The organism is Mesorhizobium sp. M8A.F.Ca.ET.218.01.1.1 (assembly GCF_004791165.1).
Classification (GTDB): domain Bacteria; phylum Pseudomonadota; class Alphaproteobacteria; order Rhizobiales; family Rhizobiaceae; genus Mesorhizobium.
The window spans coordinates 125,450-144,519 of the sequence record NZ_SRUZ01000009.1 but is presented as its reverse complement, the minus strand read 5'-3'; the positions used below and the strand labels follow the sequence as shown (position 1 = coordinate 144,519).

The 19,070-nt window shown below is 58.5% G+C and carries 20 protein-coding genes and 1 pseudogene; 14 read left to right on the top strand and 7 right to left on the bottom strand.

What is annotated here, in order from left to right; all coding sequences use genetic code 11:
* Positions 1-123: 123 nt before the first annotated feature.
* The 4 genes and pseudogenes from hpaR to EN861_RS28610 form a co-directional block, all read left to right on the top strand.
* Positions 124-579, top strand: coding sequence for a homoprotocatechuate degradation operon regulator HpaR (gene hpaR / locus EN861_RS28625; protein ID WP_126070414.1), 456 nt, complete (start codon positions 124-126; stop codon positions 577-579).
* Between the two features lie 218 nt (positions 580-797).
* On the top strand, positions 798-1,259 hold the full coding sequence (locus tag EN861_RS28620; RefSeq protein WP_126070413.1) for a hypothetical protein: 462 nt from the start codon (positions 798-800) through the stop codon (positions 1,257-1,259).
* Between the two features lie 370 nt (positions 1,260-1,629).
* Entirely contained in the window at positions 1,630-3,627 is a 1,998-nt protein-coding gene (gene ligD, locus EN861_RS28615) for a DNA ligase D (protein ID WP_245512136.1), read from the top strand.
* Positions 3,628-3,789: 162 nt separating this feature from the next.
* A pseudogene (locus tag EN861_RS28610) lies at positions 3,790-4,289 on the top strand (ArdC-like ssDNA-binding domain-containing protein); the annotation flags it as partial.
* Positions 4,290-4,582: 293 nt separating this feature from the next.
* On the opposite strand, the gene EN861_RS28605 reads toward EN861_RS28610, so the two are convergent.
* Complete coding sequence (locus EN861_RS28605) at positions 4,583-5,041, bottom strand: hypothetical protein (RefSeq protein ID WP_135867205.1); 459 nt, start codon at positions 5,039-5,041, stop codon at positions 4,583-4,585.
* A gap of 57 nt (positions 5,042-5,098) precedes the next feature.
* On the bottom strand, positions 5,099-5,701 hold the full coding sequence (locus EN861_RS28600; protein WP_127415128.1) for a hypothetical protein: 603 nt from the start codon (positions 5,699-5,701) through the stop codon (positions 5,099-5,101).
* Between the two features lie 116 nt (positions 5,702-5,817).
* Here EN861_RS28600 and EN861_RS28595 point away from each other — a divergent pair, with 116 nt between their 5' ends.
* On the top strand, positions 5,818-6,324 hold the full coding sequence (locus EN861_RS28595; RefSeq protein WP_245512135.1) for a helix-turn-helix transcriptional regulator: 507 nt from the start codon (positions 5,818-5,820) through the stop codon (positions 6,322-6,324).
* A gap of 460 nt (positions 6,325-6,784) precedes the next feature.
* Here EN861_RS28595 and EN861_RS28585 read toward each other — a convergent pair whose 3' ends face one another.
* Both EN861_RS28585 and EN861_RS28580 read right to left on the bottom strand, forming a co-directional pair.
* Positions 6,785-7,810 carry a dienelactone hydrolase-related enzyme gene (locus EN861_RS28585; RefSeq protein WP_135867201.1) on the bottom strand — a complete coding sequence of 342 codons (1,026 nt, stop codon included), beginning with the start codon at positions 7,808-7,810 and terminating at the stop codon, positions 6,785-6,787.
* Entirely contained in the window at positions 7,800-9,413 is a 1,614-nt protein-coding gene (locus EN861_RS28580) for a hypothetical protein (protein WP_135867258.1), read from the bottom strand. The genes EN861_RS28585 and EN861_RS28580 overlap by 11 nt, the downstream gene beginning before the upstream one ends.
* A 338-nt stretch (positions 9,414-9,751) precedes the next feature.
* Between EN861_RS28580 and EN861_RS28575 the strand changes: the two genes are divergently transcribed.
* Entirely contained in the window at positions 9,752-10,096 is a 345-nt protein-coding gene (locus tag EN861_RS28575; RefSeq protein WP_135867198.1) for a hypothetical protein, read from the top strand.
* Here EN861_RS28575 and EN861_RS35605 read toward each other — a convergent pair.
* Genes EN861_RS35605 through EN861_RS28565 form a run of 3 tightly spaced genes read right to left on the bottom strand, consistent with a single transcriptional unit; the run spans position 10,093 to position 11,401 of the window.
* Positions 10,093-10,257, bottom strand: a complete 165-nt coding sequence (locus EN861_RS35605; protein ID WP_171026564.1) for a hypothetical protein — start codon at positions 10,255-10,257, stop codon at positions 10,093-10,095. The two genes, EN861_RS28575 and EN861_RS35605, sit on opposite strands and share 4 nt — an antisense overlap.
* Complete coding sequence (locus EN861_RS28570; protein WP_135867196.1) at positions 10,254-10,802, bottom strand: thermonuclease family protein; 549 nt, start codon at positions 10,800-10,802, stop codon at positions 10,254-10,256. The genes EN861_RS35605 and EN861_RS28570 overlap by 4 nt, the downstream gene beginning before the upstream one ends.
* On the bottom strand, positions 10,799-11,401 hold the full coding sequence (locus tag EN861_RS28565; RefSeq protein WP_135867194.1) for a hypothetical protein: 603 nt from the start codon (positions 11,399-11,401) through the stop codon (positions 10,799-10,801). Before EN861_RS28565 ends, EN861_RS28570 begins: the two co-directional genes overlap by 4 nt.
* A gap of 87 nt (positions 11,402-11,488) precedes the next feature.
* On the opposite strand from EN861_RS28565, the gene EN861_RS28560 reads away from it, so the two are divergent.
* From EN861_RS28560 to EN861_RS28525, 8 genes are all read left to right on the top strand, one after another.
* A complete protein-coding gene (locus EN861_RS28560; protein WP_135928197.1) occupies positions 11,489-12,142 on the top strand; it encodes a lytic transglycosylase domain-containing protein in 654 nt (217 codons plus the stop codon).
* A gap of 12 nt (positions 12,143-12,154) precedes the next feature.
* Positions 12,155-12,469, top strand: a complete 315-nt coding sequence (locus tag EN861_RS28555) for a TrbC/VirB2 family protein (RefSeq protein ID WP_023720448.1) — start codon at positions 12,155-12,157, stop codon at positions 12,467-12,469.
* A gap of 3 nt (positions 12,470-12,472) precedes the next feature.
* Positions 12,473-12,766 (top strand): VirB3 family type IV secretion system protein, encoded by a 294-nt coding sequence (locus EN861_RS28550; RefSeq protein WP_006339854.1) that lies wholly within the window; start codon positions 12,473-12,475, stop codon positions 12,764-12,766.
* Entirely contained in the window at positions 12,763-15,165 is a 2,403-nt protein-coding gene (locus EN861_RS28545; protein WP_135867190.1) for a VirB4 family type IV secretion system protein, read from the top strand. The genes EN861_RS28550 and EN861_RS28545 overlap by 4 nt, the downstream gene beginning before the upstream one ends.
* Positions 15,149-16,306: a transglycosylase SLT domain-containing protein gene (locus EN861_RS28540; RefSeq protein WP_135867188.1), complete on the top strand. Its 1,158-nt coding sequence runs from the start codon at positions 15,149-15,151 to the stop codon at positions 16,304-16,306. Before EN861_RS28545 ends, EN861_RS28540 begins: the two co-directional genes overlap by 17 nt.
* A gap of 9 nt (positions 16,307-16,315) precedes the next feature.
* Positions 16,316-17,050, top strand: coding sequence for a type IV secretion system protein (locus EN861_RS28535; protein ID WP_135867186.1), 735 nt, complete (start codon positions 16,316-16,318; stop codon positions 17,048-17,050).
* 183 nt (positions 17,051-17,233) lie between these two features.
* The gene (locus EN861_RS28530) at positions 17,234-18,277 is read left to right on the top strand and encodes a type IV secretion system protein (RefSeq protein ID WP_135867184.1); all 1,044 of its coding nucleotides are present in this window, start codon (positions 17,234-17,236) and stop codon (positions 18,275-18,277) included.
* Between the two features lie 41 nt (positions 18,278-18,318).
* A complete protein-coding gene (locus EN861_RS28525) occupies positions 18,319-19,065 on the top strand; it encodes a type IV secretion system protein (protein WP_348630909.1) in 747 nt (248 codons plus the stop codon).
* Positions 19,066-19,070 lie beyond the last annotated feature (5 nt).

The window sequence follows — 19,070 nt, the reverse complement described above, 5'->3', positions numbered from 1 at the left end:
TTAACGTGCGTATTACATTTTGTTGATGTATTGTCAATTGCTTTGCAGTTGGGTCAACATCCTTTCCCGTGCGCTCGACATCCTAACTTGGCTGTGAGTTCGCGGGTGATTGCCAATGGGCTCATGCGCGCCTTCGTGGAGTCTTCCTTGCGAATAACGGAAACCAAACGCTCCCTGCCAATGGCCCTGCTTCGTGCCCGTGAAGTGATCATGGCGCACTTTCGACCGATGCTTGCCCGACACGACATCACCGAGCAGCAATGGCGCGTGCTGCGGGTGCTTGCCGAAACCGGGCCGCTCGAAGCAACCGAACTCGCCAATCGAGCCTCGATCTTGCCGCCTAGCTTGACCCGCATCATCAAGGCGATGGAGGAGCGGCAGTTCATCACCCGCAACAGGGTAAAGGATGATGGGCGTCGGGCACTGATCGCCATCAGTCCGGCCGGGCTGGCACTGATCGAGGACCTGTCGCCTGAGCGTGCCGCGATCTATGAGGCGATCGAGCAACGCTACGGTGCCCAGCAGCAGGACCGGCTGCTTGATCTGCTAGAAAGCCTGATCCAATCGGAATCCTCTTAACCACCGAAGCTACCAGTGCAGTCGGCAGCAAGCAGTTGCGACTGACATAGAGCAATGCCGCCTCTGCCTCCTATGGCCATTTCCGCCAATAGTGAACAAAAAGAGAACAAAGTGTCAAGCATGCCCCTTGACGGGGGAGGAATATGTTCCTTATTTCAGCGTGATCTGAAGCAGAAAAGGACCATGGCTCGGCGTCAATCGCGCTGGCCGGCGAAGCTATGGCAAAAACAGCGGAAGACAATTTTCGGATCGAGGTATGGGATCGAGAGGAGCAGGCCCTATCCGAAACCATTTCGCGTTCCCCCGATTCAACGGTGAGTCAGGCAGCCTGGCAAGCTGCCATCCGGCGCCGGCCAGGCATGTTGCTGATCCACTACAACAGTCGGCATGTGATGGAGAAAATCCTGACACCAGGCGAGGTCAAGATCCCACCGCAGGCCATCATTGATGGTAGCGTTCATGCGGGCCTCGACGTGGCGCTCGGCGATCTTCGCGAATGGCATGTGTTGCGGGCCTGGTGCAGATCCTGTTCGCACCATGCGACGGTAAAGCCTGCCGGGCTCATCGAACGCTATGGAAAAGGCGCTCTGTTCAGTTCGGTCGAGCGAGCGCTCTTCTGCACGAGTTGTGACAGGGGAGGGCCTGTCAGGCTGGAAATTCACAAGCTGCCACGCAATTGAGGGGCGAACGGATGCAAGACCTCATCGAATTCGTCCAGGCCCACTCGGCACTGGTTGGACAATCCTATCGCATCGTCGCCGATCAGCGGCCGGACTGTCGAGAACCGGGAATGCGAGCGATCTCCGCCGGTCGGCTTCGACGCAAAACATGCGGACCACCGCGGGCGGGGACAGTCGGTCCCGCATCCCGTCCTGCGGCCGGCGCTATGCTGACGCTCCTACGGCTGGCCCGTTCACCGCCCGCGGCGGGGGCGAATTTCCTCCGTCCTACGTGCGACAATGATCCGCGGTGCGGACGCGCGCAGGACTGCGGCGTATACGCCGTTCTTCCTTAGAGCGCCGACGGTCGCCGGCGCGGAGATGCTTGGACATGGAACCGAATCCCAGGCAGGGTATTGAATCGGACTATGTATCCGAGTTCCGCATGTCGGCTGTAGATGGCACCCTCGGCATCAGCAAAAGGCGCACACGGCACCGAGACTCGGAATCTATCCCTAGACATCCGCTGCCGGGATTTCGGTCCTTCCAGCTCTGCACATTGACAGACCACATACCGGTCGGCGGGGATTGGCTCTTCGAGATGAAGTTCGACGGCTATCGTGCCCAAGTCGCCATCTCCGGCTCGAACGTCGTCGTCTATACCCGCAATGGCCACGACTGGACCCGACAGTTCAAGGTCATCCTGCCGCCGCTTCGGAGACTGACCAAGGGCGCGGTGCTGATCGACGGTGAGATCGTCGCCATCGACAGCCAGGGCCGCACGAACTTCTCCATGCTGAAAACCGGCATTGCCGCGGGTATGCCGCTCAAATTCTATGCCTTTGATCTGCTTGAATTCGATGGCGAAGATCTGTCGAACCAGCCGCTCCTTGAGCGCAAGGAGCGACTTGAGTCCCTGCTAGGGTCGCGCCGCCCTGAAGACAGCCTGCAATTCTCCAGCCACATCCTCGACCAGGGCAAAAGGGTGTTCGACGCCATGTGCGCGGGCGGCCACGAAGGCGTTATCGCCAAGCGCGCCGACAGCTCCTACGTCGGCGACCGCACCGGGAGTTGGCTCAAGATCAAGTGCACGAAGCGACAGGAATTCGTTGTCGGCGGCTATCGCCCAAGTGACACAGGACATGGCATGGCCTCGCTGATCCTCGGCACTTACGACAATGGCAAGCTCATCTATCGCGGCCGCGTCGGCACTGGGTTCACCGCAGCTATGCGCAAGGACATCCTCGCGAAGCTCGAGAAACGCCATCTTGAGAAACCGGCTTTCGCCTCCGTTCCGAGAGACATTGCCCGCCGTGCCCGGTGGGTGAAGCCCGAGCTTGTCGCCGAAGTCACCTATGCCGAAGTGACACCGGACGGCAGCTTGCGACATCCAAGCTTTGAGGGCATGCGCGAAGATAAGCGAGCCGACCAGGTAGTGATGGAAATGCCGAAGGCGCCGGCAACTCTTGGCTCCCCCAATCTCGATCCGGGAATCGGCAAGGAGATCGCCGTTGCTGTCGGCGTCAAGCTGACGCATCCGGACAAGGTCATGTATCCCGGGACCAAGGTGACCAAGGCCACGCTTGCCGCCTACTACGCCGTGGTCGCCGAGAAGATGCTGCCGCACATACAGGATCGGCCGCTGTCGCTGGTGCGCGATACCGACGGCGACCTGCAACAGACCTTTTTTCAGAAACACAGACTGCCAGGCATGCCCAAGGCCATCCATGACGGCCAGTTGGAGAAGATGTCTGGGAAGGAAAGCCGGATCTTGTGGATCGATGACCTGGCTGGGCTGATCGCAGGCGTCCAGATGAACGTGCTCGAATTCCACATCTGGGGAAGCCTGCGCCAGCAGCCGGATCTGCCACACCGCATGATCTTCGACATCGACCCCGACGAGGGCTTGGGCTTCACTGCCGTCAAGCAGGCAGCCCTCGACGTTCGGGGCATCCTGGAAGCGCTTGGACTGCAGTCGTGGCCGTTGCTGTCCGGCGGCAAGGGCGTTCATGTGGTCGTGCCGCTCGTCCCGGAGGCAGACTGGGACGAGGTCAAGAGCTTCTGCCAAGACTTCGCCGAACTGCTGGCCCGTACAGATCCGTCGCGCTTCGTCGCCAACATGAGCAAGGCCAAGCGCAAGGGCCGGATGTTTCTCGATTACCTACGCAACGGCCAGGGATCCACTGCAATCTGTCCCTGGTCCACTCGGGCACGCGAGGGGGCGGGGTGTGCGGTGCCCGTCAGCTGGGAGGAGTTGCCCTCCTGCGAAAGCGCCAACGGTTTCGATGTTTTCGCCGCCGCCGCGCGGGCTCAGCTGCCGGAAGCCTGGGAAGGCTATTTCGACGTCGAACAAACGCTTACCGAGCGCATCCGCCACGCAGTCCGGTAGGAATAAGCATTTGGCGCGGACCGCCTTTGCCCAAAATTCGAGAGCGTCCCTCTTCTGCGGGAGGCCCCCGCAACGCCGTCTAGAGTGAGAGTACGGACCAGTTTGCCGTGACGGGTTGAGAGCTGGAGGAGAGGCCTCCGGCGCCCGTCGCGGAGAACCGCGATGTCCAGACATTACGCTCGCGCCGGCGCTGACCGGTCAAGCCTCTATGACGATATCACCAGCAAGATCATCGCCGAACTGGAAGCAGGGCGCTTTCCCTGGGTGCAGCCCTGGGGCACGGCGGCGGCGCAAGCGCCCCTTGCTATGCCGGCCAATGCCGCGACAGGCCGCGCCTATTCCGGGATCAACGTGCTGATCCTGTGGGGTGCGGTCGTCGAGCATGGCTTTCCCATCCAGGGCTGGCTGACTTTCCGCCAGGCGCTATTGCTGGGCGGCCATGTCCGCAAGGGCGAACACGGCACCACCGTCGTCTATGCTGACCGCTTCATCCCTGACGACGCGAAGAATCGCGCGCGGGAAACCGGCGAGGCGGCACAGGCCATACCGTTCCTGAAGCGCTTCATCGTGTTCACGTGGCGCAATGTGAAAATCTGCCCGACGATCTGGCCGTGGCTCCGCCTGCACCAGAGCCCGGGCTGATCGAGCCGGCAGTCGAGGCCTATCGCTTAGCAAGTTCCATAAGATAGATTACGCGACTTTCGCCAGTAAGTGTTAGTACTTCTTAATAACTTAAACGCATTAATGGCGATTTCTGCAAGTCTTGTCGGTTGTAATCGAATGACAAACCCTCATTGTTGCAACAGGACGGCTTACTCTTCGACAGATCGATTTTATCAACACCACGTCACCGTCTGATTAAGACTGGGCGGCGGACTCTGCTCTTCTGAAACGCCGGGGTCGGCACCCCAGGTGAGACGATATCGGCCTTCGCTCGCCTCCCCTCCCGGCGCACTCACTTGTGCGGCATGCAAAAGACGCCCTCGGATTCCATGAGTACCGCGCCACCCTTCAACTCGCTCAGTGCGCCGACCCACGCCTGCGAATAAGTGCGGCTGGCATCCACGGCCGTCAGCCAAAGAACGCGGTTGTCGGCCAATTCAACTTTAACCTCCTGCTGCAAAGGGCTCCCCTGCACGGTCTGTTGATAGTGGCGTTTGATCCTGACATTGCTGGCCGGAAACTCAGCTTCGTTGCTGCCGTAGTTCAGCACAAATCCAGTGTGGTCCTCAACCACCGAGCAACTGCCATCGCGCTCGCACACGATTTTGGCTGCGGTCTTGCAGTCCCATTTCAGTGAAGCGGGCCACATAGGATTGTCTACGTTTGATCGGGGCTTGTCGCTCTGACCAGCCGCCGTCAACACAGCGCCTGTGTTCAAAATCACCGTGGACAGGAGAAGCACCTTGAACACTACAAACCTCCGTGAATTGTGACCCTCATAGTGCCTCGTCCTGCTCGATCGCCTGGCTTAGCGCATGTTGAGATTGAACCAGCTTTTCTGGCGCACGCCGTTCGCGTCATCATACTCGATGAACCAGGGCTTTCCGCGCATCGGTCGAGGGATGGTGTAGTAGGTGGGGCCATTACCAAGGGAATGCCCTCGATCGTTTCCCGCAGGCTGGATTGTTGCCGCAACCACCTTACCGTCGATTTCGATTTGGACCGGACGTGATCCGTCTCGATGATGCCCGCCGAGGGCGTTGTTTTTGAAAACAACGGGCAAGGAGAGCCTGTCGGCCGCGATGCGGCAGATGTTCCGTTCTTGACCTAAGCCCGGCCGATCGGATTCGGAGCTGCCAACTGCTTGCCAGCCAGACGGACAATCCTCATACTTCTCAAATCTCGCCGCGCTGGAGTTGGCTTGCGGACAGGTCGGCCAATTAAAACCCGGGGCTTCCATCGCCGCAATCAACTTGTAAATTGGCGGGTGGCACGAGGGGGTGCCTTGCCAGTCGCCGGAAAGACATAGGAGGACCTGACAGCCCCATTCCGACGCTTTCGATTGGGATGGAAGAGCTGCGGCGCCCGCGATGGCGACGGCACCCCCTAGTAGGAATTTGAGTATGGTCATAGCCTTTCCTCGCTACAGATTTGACAGTTTACTATGGACGATCGGCGCGAAAAAGGACAGGTCGAAAAGGCAGGTTTGTGCGACTACATCGATTTATGAAACGAGACGGCGGAGGCGTGGTCGACAACCCGTTGCGCGCCAACATTGCACTGACGCTTGAGCGGGAGAGAGCCAGACGCGGCCTAACCCATATGCACATGGCCGAACTGTTTCGGACCCCCGAGGGCGAAAAACTGGCCTATCGAACCTACATTCAGACTGTGCGTCACAAAAACAATGTCACATTGACGACGCTGCAGATCATGGCAAACGGCTTGCAACTGTCTTTTGCATCACTGCTCGCCGGCGGCAAGAAAGTTCCGGAATGGGCGCATCGGTTGGACGACAATGCGATTCGCAAGCGGCTGGCGCACATCATCGATTTTGAGCGACAACGACGTACTTTGCACCGCTATGAGATGGCCGAACTAATCGGCGTGGCGGAGGCGACATTCACGAAACTGGAACGCGCGAGCGGCAATATCAGCGTGGACACGATTGCGGCGATCGCCAAGGCGTTGAAACTTGATCCAGCGACCTTCCTCTTTTCCGAAAAGATCCCGCCTGGCGGAGCCGACACCTAGCCGCCGGACGAGTGTTCCTAAAGGGCCTGTAGTACGCCTCAGCCGGCGACCGCTCCCATGCCCCTGCCCGTCAGGCCCGGCGGCACTAGACTAGCACCCCCGCCGCGGCTGTCGGGCCGCTGCTGTCATCGTCGGCTGCTAGCCTGTTGCAGCGGCGGGGATGATAAGGGACTTTGACATGGACGACTGTGCCGGCGTCGGGAATTCTGCTGATGAAGAGCTTCCCCTTGAGGGTCGAAACCATATGAGAACAAGCCGTCAAACCTAGCCCGGTGTAATTGCCGGCGCGTGCAGAGTACAAGGGTATAGTGACCTTTTCGACAACTGCCGGTGTCACGCCTGCGCCGTTGTCGGCCAATTCCAGGGGTCGGTTCGGGTAGGGGGCGACCCAGATTCATCACTTTCGTGTCGTGATGCACACCAGAGAATTTGCTGGTGAACTGACTGGCCAACGCCAAACTCATGCTGACCGGGCAGACTTGTCAGCACACGACAGAAAACGCTTCAAGCTCAAACCGGCCAACAAAATGTATGGCGGCATGGCCAGCGAATAATGACCACAGTTTAATTCCAAAATATTTGGCCTAGCTTCGGCGTCCTTCAGCCTCTGCATGAACCTCTCCGATAGCTCTGGCAACACCACTTTGTCTCTCTTAGCCAACACAACGTGAAGACCGAGATCAGGCCGTGCCAAACTACGTGCGTAATTCTCCAAGTTAAGGGGACCCCAAGCCCTTCTGAGATCGGTCAGCTTAATCTCAGGCTCGAGACTAGCACGTATCAATCGTGTCGCGCGACCCGTCCAAACCATATCCGCTAGACTCCCCGCCGTCAGAAACAACGAGGCTTTCGACACAGCCGAGTCGTGCGCCGCGAGAAGGCCCGCAACCCAGGAGCCTAAGCTCATACCGAGAACCGAAATCTCTCGATAGCCTTCGATCTTCAACCAACGTATGAGTTTTCGCCCATCCAACACTGCTTGCCTTACAGATTGGATCGTTCGACCGAGACTAGGGCTAAGCATATAGTCGGCGTGCACGGAGCCGGGACGGCTGCGTTCGAAGTGATAAGGCATAGCGATCTCGACAACCGTGGTGCCACGCTGGGAGAAGAAGTTGGCAATCTGACGATTCCGGGAGCTTGCATTCCAATGGTGAAAAATCACCATCGCCTGATCGAACGACCCGCTTTCTGTGATTTTCGCCGAGACGACATTGTTCTGTTCGATATCAGTAGATATGTCCGATGGAAATTTGAGCCACCCATCTAGCCTTTCAAACCCCTGAACACGCACATTCGGGTCATCGAAAAAGGCTGGATCAGCCACGGCTTGGTCCGCAAGGGCACAGAATTCCTCGATACTTGTTATCTCATCCGCACCTGGAAAGGCGCGTTCCGCGTCAAGGGCGAAATCGGTTGATTTCTTCCCTTCCTCACCGCGTCGCGCCCGCCGCTCATCCCAATGATCAAGCCAACTATGATACACTCTGATTGTTTCCCAACTTAATCGCTTGCCGTCGCCCCAACCCTGGATCAAACAAGCCATATATCGCGAACAGCACTCCAACGCCCAGAAGGATCGAAAAGCCGGCAAATGCATCGATCAGCAAGTAGCTAGCCACGAGTAACGCTACGATCGCTGACATCTTCCACAAAGACATACGAAACCGAGGTTCGACACCTACACGGATGGAGCCGTACAGAAATACAGCACAGGTCGAAATAGCGATAAGAAGGCTACTATAATGGGTCGGCCTACGGTAGCTGATCACGGCGGTCACATCATTTCGCCCATAGAAGGCGGAAGACATATCGCCGACCAACCACGCCACAATATTCTCCCCACGCGATGTCAGGTAAGCACTTTGGAGCTTCATGACTATGGCGATCAGAAGCCCCAAAACAGTACACCGAAAAATCGCACGCATAACCCTGAGGCTGGCTTCATGGAAGCCGTATTGATAATCCACCTCGGGCGAATTACTAGCCGCTTTTCCAATTTTCCAAAGATCATGGATCACTGTATAAAGCAAAATTAGACCTACGAAGAACAGATAAAAACATAGGCACATGTATAGGTAAGCGAGTCCCGTGAACACGATCGCTTCCGGCACCGATATAACTTCAGGGCGCACAATCGCTAACGAGCCCCAGTCCGTCGCATAACTGCCACCACCTTTGAGCAACGGGATTAAAGACACGCCGATCCACTGAAAAAGACCAGCGAATACCACACAAATCAAAAGAACCGCCCAATATGAATACGAAGAAGCTTGTACGCTGCGCGCCCAGGCATCGTCGCTTTCCATCTTGTCGTCCTGCGCTACAAGCTTTGGGCGGCCTTCATCTTTCCAAAAGGTCACCAGCTCTGTCACGAAGGCAAAAAACAGTGGCAAAAATACCATGAAGACGAATGTCCAATTCGCTGTCCAAAGAAACCCAACTTGCTTGACGACGCCATCCGCCCGGCCATATGTCACGCTGTGAATCCCCGTAAGATACGACAAAAACCCAAGAGCGGTGACACCCGCAAACACCGACGCCGGTAAATTCAGGGGAGATCCGCGACTAAAAAACGCCTCCGATTTCCTCGCCAAACTAAAACGCCGGCTCGGCCCCTTGGGGTCAGTATCCCGTGTCAGCACTGCTGGGGAGTCTGTCTCGTCGTCGAAGGTCGCCGTCAGTGCCGTATCTGGAATCTCCTGTGCAACGCTGCTTCCGGCTCTCTTCCATCCTCGTCTCTTGATCGATAGCCGCGATTGCGCCGCACTAAGCTCCATCTGCCATTCGCTAGTTGCGATCGGATCATCGCATCCGAGAATCCTCGCCAGCCAACGAATGTTGGCAGTGCTAATACCCTTCTCGTTCTCTTGAAACCAAAGCTGCACCGTTCGTAGATCGACCCCAACCCGGTTGGAATCAATCTGTGAAATCGCCTCTGCAAGGAGCTCGGGCGTCCATGGGCCGGCAGGAAACCCGTCTTTGCCCAGTAGTCGACCCGCGCCCGCCGCCGCCAATCGTTTGAATAATTCTTTGAAATCACTCCCGTCTCTGGGCGGAGGGAGAAATAACTTTCCGTTCTTAAACAACAACTTATAGGCTCTAGTTTCGTTCCGCTTCGCTAGGCTTCGTATCTTATCGTGCCTTCGTGCTCAATCAACGCTTTTATCAACTGGATTTGGCCGGCACGGGAGACGATCGATGACTGGTGACCCGCTGGAGAGGCTGCACACGGTTGTTGCGGGGGAGATGTTTCGCAAACCGCCGGCCAAGGCACTGAGCTGCCCGGATCGGTCGCGACCGCATGAGCGAAAAGTAGGGGAAGCCAGGGCTTCGGGAGCCTGAGAAGCAGAGGGATGAAGCCATCCCTATTTTTCTCGCCTCCCGAGGTATCATTTACGAATTGTCATGAGCGTGGAGCCAATCGATGCCCATTCAAGTGGTCTGTAACAACGGAGTGGTGGAAGAGGCCGACGGGGTCCCGAACCTGATCGCGGCGCATCGTCAAGCAGTCGCCATGGTTGAACGTCTCGGCAAGCGATGGACGGGGGCAGAAGGGCCGGACGCGACCCTGACCGGCCGGCGATTGGATTCGGTCATGGCGGAAGAGGTTATCGCGCGTCGGCGCGCGGCCGCTGCGCCGGTGGCCGATGTCGTTGAGATGAAAATGAAGGCAGCTTATTTCTGTCGGTTGTTGGGGAACGACTGGTGCGAGATTGACGTCGACGATTTGCGCGCGTTGCTCGATTCTTTCGCGAAACTGCAGGCCTAGGAGAAGAGCGCTGAAATCCATGAGGCCACGGTATTCCAGGCCACGTAGATTCCCGCCGGCACCAAGATGATCGCGATGAATGCGATAGCATCGCCGATTGCGCCGTCGGTGCGTCCTTCCACGGGATAGTAATATTTGTGCGCCTCATCGTCGTGCTTCATTCTTGTCTCTCCGATCGCTTATTTAGCAGCAGCTGAACAGGGTGCTGAAACGTCGTGCCCCACAAACCTGCACGTTTCATCTTAGCGTTGATTTCCGCGACGAGGTAGTTCTCATTGACGGCTTTGCCCTTTGCTGTCGTTGCGGCAAACGCGTATCCGGTCGCTATGAGCGCGGTGCCGACGTCGATTGTGTCGCCATTCAGCTGCGCACCGCAGACGACAAAGGCCGCCTTGTCGAGGGCGTAGCCGATTGGCTGGCATGTCACCGCCGCGCTATCGAACAGTGCTGCCAGATGCGCCAGCGAGATGTTCCCGCAATCGAGTTTGTTCCCATTTCGCTGTTCAGCCGACGTGCCGCGAAGACATGACTGCACGCCATAGAGGCGGAAAAGGTGGTCGCCGTCACGCCAGGTATCTCCGGTCAGCAGTTGAGCCGATTTCGACACCGCGAAGGGCGTTGGCGCGGCAGATTGGGATGCACCCTGGGCCTGTGCCGATGCGCACAAACCAAAAGCGGCCAGCACTGCAAAGCGCGCCTGTTTCATTCCTGGAACTGTCCACCGAGGTCGGCGGAGTGCTCCAGATCGGGGCGCAGCGACTTGCCGTCCTTGTTGCGTCCGATTGCGGCCATGCCGAAGAAAACCATTTCGTCATCGTCGTAGGCGACGTTGTACGGGTCGTTTGTATTGCCCGCACCCACGAGAGAAAAACACGACACGGCGTCGGGTTCCCCCTTCCTGCTCTGCAGCACAAGCGTTTTGCAAAGCACGACAGAAGCACGATGGTTGTAGATTCCTTCTTCATAGTCCTGCGCGGCTTTCGTGCAGTCCCACGCCTGCGTCTTGTAGGTAATCTTTGGATTTGGGCAGGCGGCGAGGCCGCGCAGTCGATAGGCCACGCCGTTGATGACGCGCTCGGTCGCCGACGACGCCTTAACCGGCGAACTGAGGGTCGCCGCGTCGCGCTGAAAGAGCGCGCCTTTCGCATCGTAGCGCTCATAGACGAACACCTTCTCGCCCCGCTTGGCAAACTGGAGCAGGTAGTGTTCCGACGGCTGCGCGAAGGCATTTGGAGCGTCGGCGCCGGCAGCATAAGCCGCGGTGCCCTGGAGCAGCAAAACCGTGCAAAGGGCAATCTGTTTCATCGAAATCCGTCCCTGCGGTGCATATGGTGTTGACACTTTACTAGGGCTGCGTGTAGCCATAGTAAAGTGTTAAATTTTGGCGACAGTATGAACACTCGAACAGCTCTTCTGCTCACCCTGTGTGCCGCTACAATGCCCTTGGAAGCGCACGGCCGGGATCTGGCATCAGACCGCGTCGCGGTCGCCTTTGCAACGCCGGCGCAAGCCCTTACCTCAGTCGGGGCGCAGAGGCCTGGGGCGTGCAAGACCGGAAACCGTACTGAAGTCGTCGAACTTGTGCGTTCAGTCGCGCTGGACGAAGGCTTCGACGCCGATCTGGCCGAGGCGATCGCATGGGCTGAAAGCGATCTCGGCGCCAATCAGGGTCCGTCCAAGGCCGGAGCCCTTGGGATCATGCAGTTGATGCCGGGGACGGCGGCCGATCTCGGCGTGAGCGACCGTTGCGATACGCAGGCGAATGTTCGGGCTGGCTTGCGCTATCTGAAGTCACTCTATGACGAGTTCCAGGATCCGCTGCTGATGCTGGCGGCATATAACGTCGGGCCCAACAGCGTCTACAAGGCGCAGGGCATTCCGGTGAATCCGGAGACCGCGGAATACATCGTGAAAATCCTCAACCGCTGGAAGTTCGGCGGTGTCGCGAAGAAGCCCGTCCTGACCAAATCCGAAATGCTCGCGGCCGGTCCGCCAGCAAGCGGAGACGCTTGGCAGGAGGGTCATGTCATGGATTTCGGCAACTGAAAGGAGCCAAGGGTGGAATACAGGAAAGCAGGCAAATTTGCTCTGAAACTGGCCTTGGCCTCGGCGGTCGGAATAGCTCTGGCGCCAGCCACCGCATACGCCCAATCGGCGGCGCCAGTCGAAAACGTGCTGGAATGGTTCGTCGGCGTTCTGCAGGGCAACATAGCGCGCTCATTTGCCATCATCGCGGTCTGTTTTCTCGGCTTCCTCGCCATGACGGGACGGCTGGCGTGGATGATGGCTTTTTCCATCATCATTGGCATCGCTCTTATCTTCGGCGCTGCCCAGCTGGTGGACGCGGTTCGCGCGACGGCAGGAGGTAGCTGAGCCATGGACGACGAGGAAGTCTATGTCGAGCCGGTCAGCCTGCCCCTGACACGCCCCCCGATGAAATGGGGGGTGCGATATGAGGTTTTTGCCCTGAACGGCATCCTGGCGGTGATCGGTTTTATCGCCACGAGCAGCTTCATGCTCGGCCTTGGCGTGTTCGGCGTAGTGCATCTGGTCAGCGCATATCTGTGCCAGCGCGACCCCTACATCTTTCATATTTTCGAGCGGCGCGTCTCCAAACGCGGAGCGGTGGCGAACCTTACTTTCTGGGGGGCGAGGAGCTATTCGCCATGAGCCTCGATGCCGACCTGAAATTTGGCCGTGAGCGCCGCCGCGAAAAGCCCGCGGCGATGCACATCCCTTACCTTCGCCATGCCGATGACAATCTGATCGTGACGAAGAGCGGCTTTCTGGTCGGCGTCATCCAGCTTAGTGGCCTGCCGTTCCAGACGATGGACCAGGCCGAGCTGAACAGCCGAATGTTCAACCGCAACACGACGTTCCGCAATCTCTCGACGTCTCGCTTTGCGGTCTACACGACGATCATCCGCCGCCACGTGACGCCTGAGATCGAAGGCGACTTTGACAATCCTTTCGTGGCCGAGCTCGACGCCCGCTACATGGATGAGCTTGGGGCGAAAAACCTTTTCGTCAACGAGGCGTATCTGACTGTCATACGCCGACCGATGGTCGGCCGCGTCGGCTGGGTGGACAAGGCGCTCAATGCGTTTCGCATAAGTACCGCGGGCGAGGAAACCCGCGAAGAGGCGGTGGCCGAATTGCGTGACATCCTTGATGGGATGGTCAAGGATTTCACCGCTTATGGGGGACGTCTTCTCGGCGTCGTGAAGCGCCGCGACAGCTTCTTTTCCGAGGCCGCCGAATTTCTGGCGAAAATCCTCGCCGGTGGTAGCGACGTGGAAATGCCTTTGCCGCGCATGTCGCTTGGCGATGTGCTGGCGACGCGGCAGCTGTTTTTCGGCAAGTCGGCGCTGGAACTTCGCGGTCCGGACCAAGCCAAGCTCGGCGCCATGGTGTCGATCAAGGAATACCCACCGTTCACGGCTCCGGGCTCATTGGACGGTCTGTTGCGCCTGCCACACGAGTTTGTGCTCACGCAAAGTTTCGCGATCGAAGACCGGGTAACGGCGATGCGCAGGATCAACACCATCGCGAACCAAGTTGAGGGTTCCGACGAGGCAGGCACGACGGTCGAGGTATCCGTCCACGACGGTGCCGACAAACTGGCCGGCGGCGAAGTCGTCTTCGGACAACATCACATGAGCGTCATGGCATTGGCGCCGGACATGACTGGGCTCAACCGTGCGCTATCCGACATCACGGCCGAGCTTTCGCGCATGTCGATCGTGCCGGTCCGCGAGACCCTAAACACGGAACTGGCCTTTTGGGCGCAGTTGCCGGGAAATTTCAGCTACATCGCGCGACGTGCGTTGATCTCGTCGCTGAATTTCGCCGGCCTTTTTTCAGGACACAATTTCCCGTCCGGCCAACGTGAGCGGCTGCATTGGAAACGGCCCATCGCCTTGCTCGAGACGACCAGCCAGACAGCCTACTATTTCAATTTCCACGTACACGATGTCGGGCACTTCACGGTGTTCGGCCCGACCGGCTCGGGCAAGACCGTGGTGCTGTCGTTCCTGATGGCGCAGGCCATGCGCATCATGCCGCGGCCGCGGTGTGTTTATTTCGACTACATGCGCGGCGCCGAGATCTTCGTTCGGGCGCTCGGCGGTCGTTACGAGGTGATGGAACCCTCTCAGCCGACCGGGTTCGCCCCATTGCAGCTTGATGACACGGCGGAAAACCGTTCTTTCCTGGAAGACTTGCTCATCTACATTCTGACGCCGGAAGGCGGTGCGCTTGATGTGGCGGAGATGCGCGTCATCAACGCGGCCGTCGACATGATCTACAAGATGCCGCGCGAACAGCGGACCTTCGAGCTGCTGCCTGAAGTGCTGCGAGGCTCGCTCATGCCTGGCATGAATGATCTGGCGGCGCGGATACAACCCTGGCTCGACCCAAAGGACAAGGGCTGGCTTTTCAACAATCCCGTCGACTTGGTTGATTTCTCGAAACCCGTTGTCGGGTTCGACATGACGAAGATCCTGGGCGACCGCAAGCTGCGCTCGGCGGCGTTGCTCTACATCTTCCATCGTCTGGAGGACGTCATCGACGGCTCGCCGATCATGCTCTTCCTCGATGAAGGCTGGAAGCTGCTGGACGATGAGGTTTTCGCTGCCTTCATCAATGAGACACTGAAGACCATTCGTCGCCGCAACGGCGTGGTGGGCTTCGGCACGCAGACAGCGGAAGACGTCGTCAATTCCTCGATCTCGTCGTCACTGATCGAGCAAACGAAGACCAACATTTTCTTCCCCAACCCGAAGGCGAGCAAAGAATCCTACATGGAGCGCTTCTCGCTGACAGCGAAGGAATTCGAGTTCGTGCGCCGAACCGCGAAGGAAACACGCACCTTCCTCGTTAAGCACGACAGCGACTCGATCGTTGCCAAACTCGATTTGTCGGCGATGCCCGATCTCATCAAGGTCTTGTCCTCGAACGAAGCCAACAGCAAGGAATGCGCACGGCTGCGGGAGACCTTCGGCTACGAGCCGGAGATGTGGTTGCCGTACTTTTGCGGATGGGAGGACGAGCATGACGAAGCGGCTTAGCAGCTTTTGTCTGGCCGTGGCTCTCACGACAGCGGAAAGTTTGAGCGTGGCTGTCGCTCAGATCGCGGTAATCGACGGGCCTAACCTCGACAAGCGGCAAGAGGACGAGCAGCACAGCACTAAGTCGGACGAGGCCAAGAAGGATGAAACCGACAAGAAGAAAGGCGTCGTCTGCACCTATTCGAACAAATACCGATCACAGATGTTTCGCCGATCGCCGGCCGAAGCGTTGCAGCGCGACGCGGGCAACGTGAAGATGATCCGCTATTATGCGCAAAAGTACGGTGTGCCCGAAGGCCTGGCGCTTTCCGTTGCTTATCAGGAATCGCGCTTCGACACATGCGCCGGGAGCCACACCGGCGTCAAAGGCGTCATGCAGCTGACCAAGGGCACCGGCAAGTCCATGGGACTGGACCGCGACGTGAACGAGCAGAATGTCGAGGGCGGCGTCAAATATCTCGGAATGGGCGTGAAGCAATGCGGGGCGACGAATTACAGCTGTCTCGCCTCCTTCTACAACGGATCGAACGCTGCCGAGCAAAGAGGGTGGGCCGGCGGTGTTGGCCGCTGGAACAGCTACTTCAACGACTATGTAGCGAGCGGCAAGGCTCCCGCCGCCGCGCCGCCACCATTTTCGATCGTAACGGCCGACGGCGCAGGCGGCACAGCTCAGGAAGACGCCATGGGCGCGGTGAGGAAGGCGGCTGGCGGCCTTGATGCAAGCTCATCGCAGATGGGCGCCAACAATGCTGCAATCGACGCGCTGGCGGGCAACGTTGGCCAGGTTACCGAATACAAGGATGCGTGGGAGCTGAACTCGTCGGCTCGTGGGATCAACGCCGATGTCACCAACCAGTACCTCGCCCAGGCGGGGGATTTTACGACGTTGCTGGCCCAACTTCTATCGTTGCAGAATGTTCAGGCATCGCAGTCTTCCAAGCTGGTGCAACAGCCGAAGAGCGGGTCTCCAAACCCGTTGTCTTGTGATCCCGCGGAATTGGAGCGGTTGAGGATCGATCGCGGCCGGTGGCTGCCATGCGCACTTGAAAACGCGGGGGCAAGCTCGGCCGACAGCAGCGCGACGATCATCACCAGTGATCCTGCCGGCGCTGCCAGCGTGATCAATTCTCTACAGCAATAGGAGGCTGACATGAAAAAATTCGCGATTGCTGCCAGTCTGGCGCTTTGGGCAAGCACGGCCCACGCACAGATTGCCGTCATTGATGGCGCCAATCTCGACGTCGCCCGCAAGAATGCGGACAACACCAACTCCATCATGGATTCGAACAAAGATATCCTGAAAAAGAGCGAGGAGATCCTGCAGGCTCTCAGCGGCAGTCGTGACGGTTCGCTCGGGATCGGACAAATGGGTCTTGGCGGCAACATGTCGATTGCCCAGGCTCCCTCGTTCGGATCGATCCTGAACGGCGGGGCTCTTTCGTTTGGTGGCCTTTCACCCGAAATCCAGAAAATCGCCGGCGCCGTCATCAATGGGCTGCAGCTGGTGAAGCAGCTCCAGCAGATTGCCGGCAAAGAGACGAGCGCCGTCAACACAGTCTATGGCGGCAGCGTCAACGTGGCCTCGCTGCTAAGCGCGCTGACTTCGCAGGCCTCGCAGGGCGTCACCCAGCGCCAACAGTCCCTGCAATCCGCGAGTGGGCAGATCGGGCAGTCGCAGGACGTCAAGGGATCGGTGGACCAGAACACACGAATGCAGCTGGAAAACGCGCGTGCGGTCAACGAACTGATCGGCGTCCAGAACGGCGCGGTCGCGGCCCTGAATGAGAAGCTGAAGGGAGATCTTCTTCGCCAGAGCCAGGTGCAGAAGATGATGACACCGCGCACCGTCAATCCGTTCGCGGAATTCGGCAAGAGCGGGGGCTGAACGCTTGTCGGGGCGAGTCCTGCGCATATGCGTTGTGATTGGGCTCGGTGCCGGGCTTTTTGGATGCGCAAATCGCGAACTGAAAGCGCCGTGCGGGCCTTTGGCGTATGCCCACGCCGACGAATGCGGCGCGTTGAAGCCGGTCAATTCAACGCCGTTCGCCAGCATCATTGACGAGGATCCATGAACGGTCTCGCCGCAAGCATTCTGGGTGGCATTGACAACATCGGTGAGGACTTCGTCCGCACCGTCTATATGCAGTTGGGCAATGCGATGGGCAACGTCTTCACCCTGATGCTGACCCTCTATATCGTGTGGTGGGGCTATTCGATCCTGAGTGGGCGTGAGTCGATTTCGCCAATCGAAGCGGCCTATCGCCTCGGCCGCGCCGTCATCATCTATCTGCTGCTGACCGGATGGGGCACATTTTCCGCGACGATCTATCAGCTCGTGCAAAGCATTCCAGACGAGGTCGGTAAGGTGATCGTCGGCGCCGTGTCGCGGGCCACCGGCAATCAGCTTAGCGATCAAGCGGCAATTCCAGCGCTGATCGACAATCTCTACCAAGGGGCCCAGGACGTCGCCAATCAGGTCTACAGCGGATCCTTCTATGACATTTTTGGTGCGCTCTTGTCGCTGCTCGTCCTGCTGTCTGCCATCATCTTCGCAGCGCTTGCCATTGCCGCGATCATCGCCGCCAAAGTGATGTTGTTCATCACGCTGGCCTTGGCGCCGATATGGATCATCCTTTGGCTTTACCGATGGTCCTCGCGCATGAGCGAAGGCTTTCTTTCGCTCACCACCTTCCTGATGATCCAGCAAATCCTGATCTACGGCTTTCTCGGTTTCTACTTCTCGCTCGTCAATGCGGCGCTGAACACCGCCACATCAGGCGGAGCGACCATCGACAGCAAGATGTCGCTGGTGCTGCCCCTGGTGCTGGTGACGATCATCGGCATCTACGTTCTCATGCAGATACCCTCGATTGCTTCGATTCTGAATGGTGGCGGGTATCTCAGCACCATGGGCGCTCGCTACTCATATGGGACGTTCGGCAGGAATGCCGTGCGCTATTCCGGCGCGCGATGGGCCGCAGGCCGCGCCGCTCGGGGCGCCCGGCAGGTCGCGACAAACAGTTTTCGATCTTCGCGAGCAGCCAGGGCCGATGCCGCAACCCGGACCGCCATCCAGCAAGGTGCGCGCGATAACGCCAGGCCTCTGGCCTAAGCAAGAACACAACGATCATTGATCGCGACCCTTGGATCGGGATGCGGCGCAAACGAGGCTATAGGAAAGTGTCAAATCCATCGGAAACAGCTGCTAACGGCGGCAGCGAGCTCGTCGACAGACGCTATTACAGGGCGGGCGCGACCTGGGAAGACGACACGCACAGGTCAATGCGGCGATCGCGTACATTGGCATGGATCGTCAGCGGCGTTTCCGGACTGGTGGCGGTGCTTTCGCTACTGGCGCTCGTGCTGATCCTGCCGCTCCGGCAGTTCGAACCGTATGTTGTGGAGGTCGATAAATCGACGGGCTACCTCGAGATCATGCGGGCGCTTAAGCCTGGCGATTTGTCGCAGAACGAGGCCGTCACGGCGGCCAATCTTGTGCGCTATATCAGGGCCCGCGAAACCTACGATTCCCGTGAGCTGAAGCAGAATTACGACCTGGCGCAGCTCTACTCCACCGACGCGGCGTCCAAGGATTTGACATGGCTGTACACGCCAGCAAATCCGCAATCGCTCGAGAAGATCTATGGCCGCAATGCCACCATCTCGGTCGAGATCAAGTCGGTTTCCCTGCTCAATCGCAACACCGCCTCGGTGCGCTTTGCCACTACGACGCGTCGGGACAATTCGACCACGACCGACAATTGGGTCGCGGTGATAAAATTCCGCTACACCTCAACGCCACTCAAGAACGAATGGCGTTTCGACAACCCGTTGGGATTTCAGGTTACGGACTACCGCCGCGACCAGGAATCGGCGCCGGCTGCGGGTAGCCTGCAATGAGAGGG

What these genes read in the sequence shown, in the direction of transcription:
- EN861_RS28545 (WP_135867190.1), top strand. Translation starts at nt 12,763, where the DNA reads ATGAGCCTCGATGCCGACCTGAAATTTGGCCGTGAGCGCCGCCGCGAA.
- EN861_RS28570 (WP_135867196.1), bottom strand. Translation starts at nt 10,802, where the DNA reads ATGAAACAGGCGCGCTTTGCAGTGCTGGCCGCTTTTGGTTTGTGCGCA.
- EN861_RS28535 (WP_135867186.1), top strand. Translation starts at nt 16,316, where the DNA reads ATGAAAAAATTCGCGATTGCTGCCAGTCTGGCGCTTTGGGCAAGCACG.
- ligD (WP_245512136.1), top strand. Translation starts at nt 1,630, where the DNA reads ATGGAACCGAATCCCAGGCAGGGTATTGAATCGGACTATGTATCCGAG.
- EN861_RS35605 (WP_171026564.1), bottom strand. Translation starts at nt 10,257, where the DNA reads ATGAAGCACGACGATGAGGCGCACAAATATTACTATCCCGTGGAAGGA.
- EN861_RS28525 (WP_348630909.1), top strand. Translation starts at nt 18,319, where the DNA reads ATGCGGCGCAAACGAGGCTATAGGAAAGTGTCAAATCCATCGGAAACA.
- EN861_RS28550 (WP_006339854.1), top strand. Translation starts at nt 12,473, where the DNA reads ATGGACGACGAGGAAGTCTATGTCGAGCCGGTCAGCCTGCCCCTGACA.
- EN861_RS28600 (WP_127415128.1), bottom strand. Translation starts at nt 5,701, where the DNA reads ATGACCATACTCAAATTCCTACTAGGGGGTGCCGTCGCCATCGCGGGC.
- EN861_RS28565 (WP_135867194.1), bottom strand. Translation starts at nt 11,401, where the DNA reads ATGAAACAGATTGCCCTTTGCACGGTTTTGCTGCTCCAGGGCACCGCG.
- EN861_RS28575 (WP_135867198.1), top strand. Translation starts at nt 9,752, where the DNA reads ATGCCCATTCAAGTGGTCTGTAACAACGGAGTGGTGGAAGAGGCCGAC.
- EN861_RS28560 (WP_135928197.1), top strand. Translation starts at nt 11,489, where the DNA reads ATGAACACTCGAACAGCTCTTCTGCTCACCCTGTGTGCCGCTACAATG.
- EN861_RS28540 (WP_135867188.1), top strand. Translation starts at nt 15,149, where the DNA reads ATGACGAAGCGGCTTAGCAGCTTTTGTCTGGCCGTGGCTCTCACGACA.
- EN861_RS28530 (WP_135867184.1), top strand. Translation starts at nt 17,234, where the DNA reads ATGAACGGTCTCGCCGCAAGCATTCTGGGTGGCATTGACAACATCGGT.
- EN861_RS28620 (WP_126070413.1), top strand. Translation starts at nt 798, where the DNA reads ATGGCAAAAACAGCGGAAGACAATTTTCGGATCGAGGTATGGGATCGA.
- hpaR (WP_126070414.1), top strand. Translation starts at nt 124, where the DNA reads ATGCGCGCCTTCGTGGAGTCTTCCTTGCGAATAACGGAAACCAAACGC.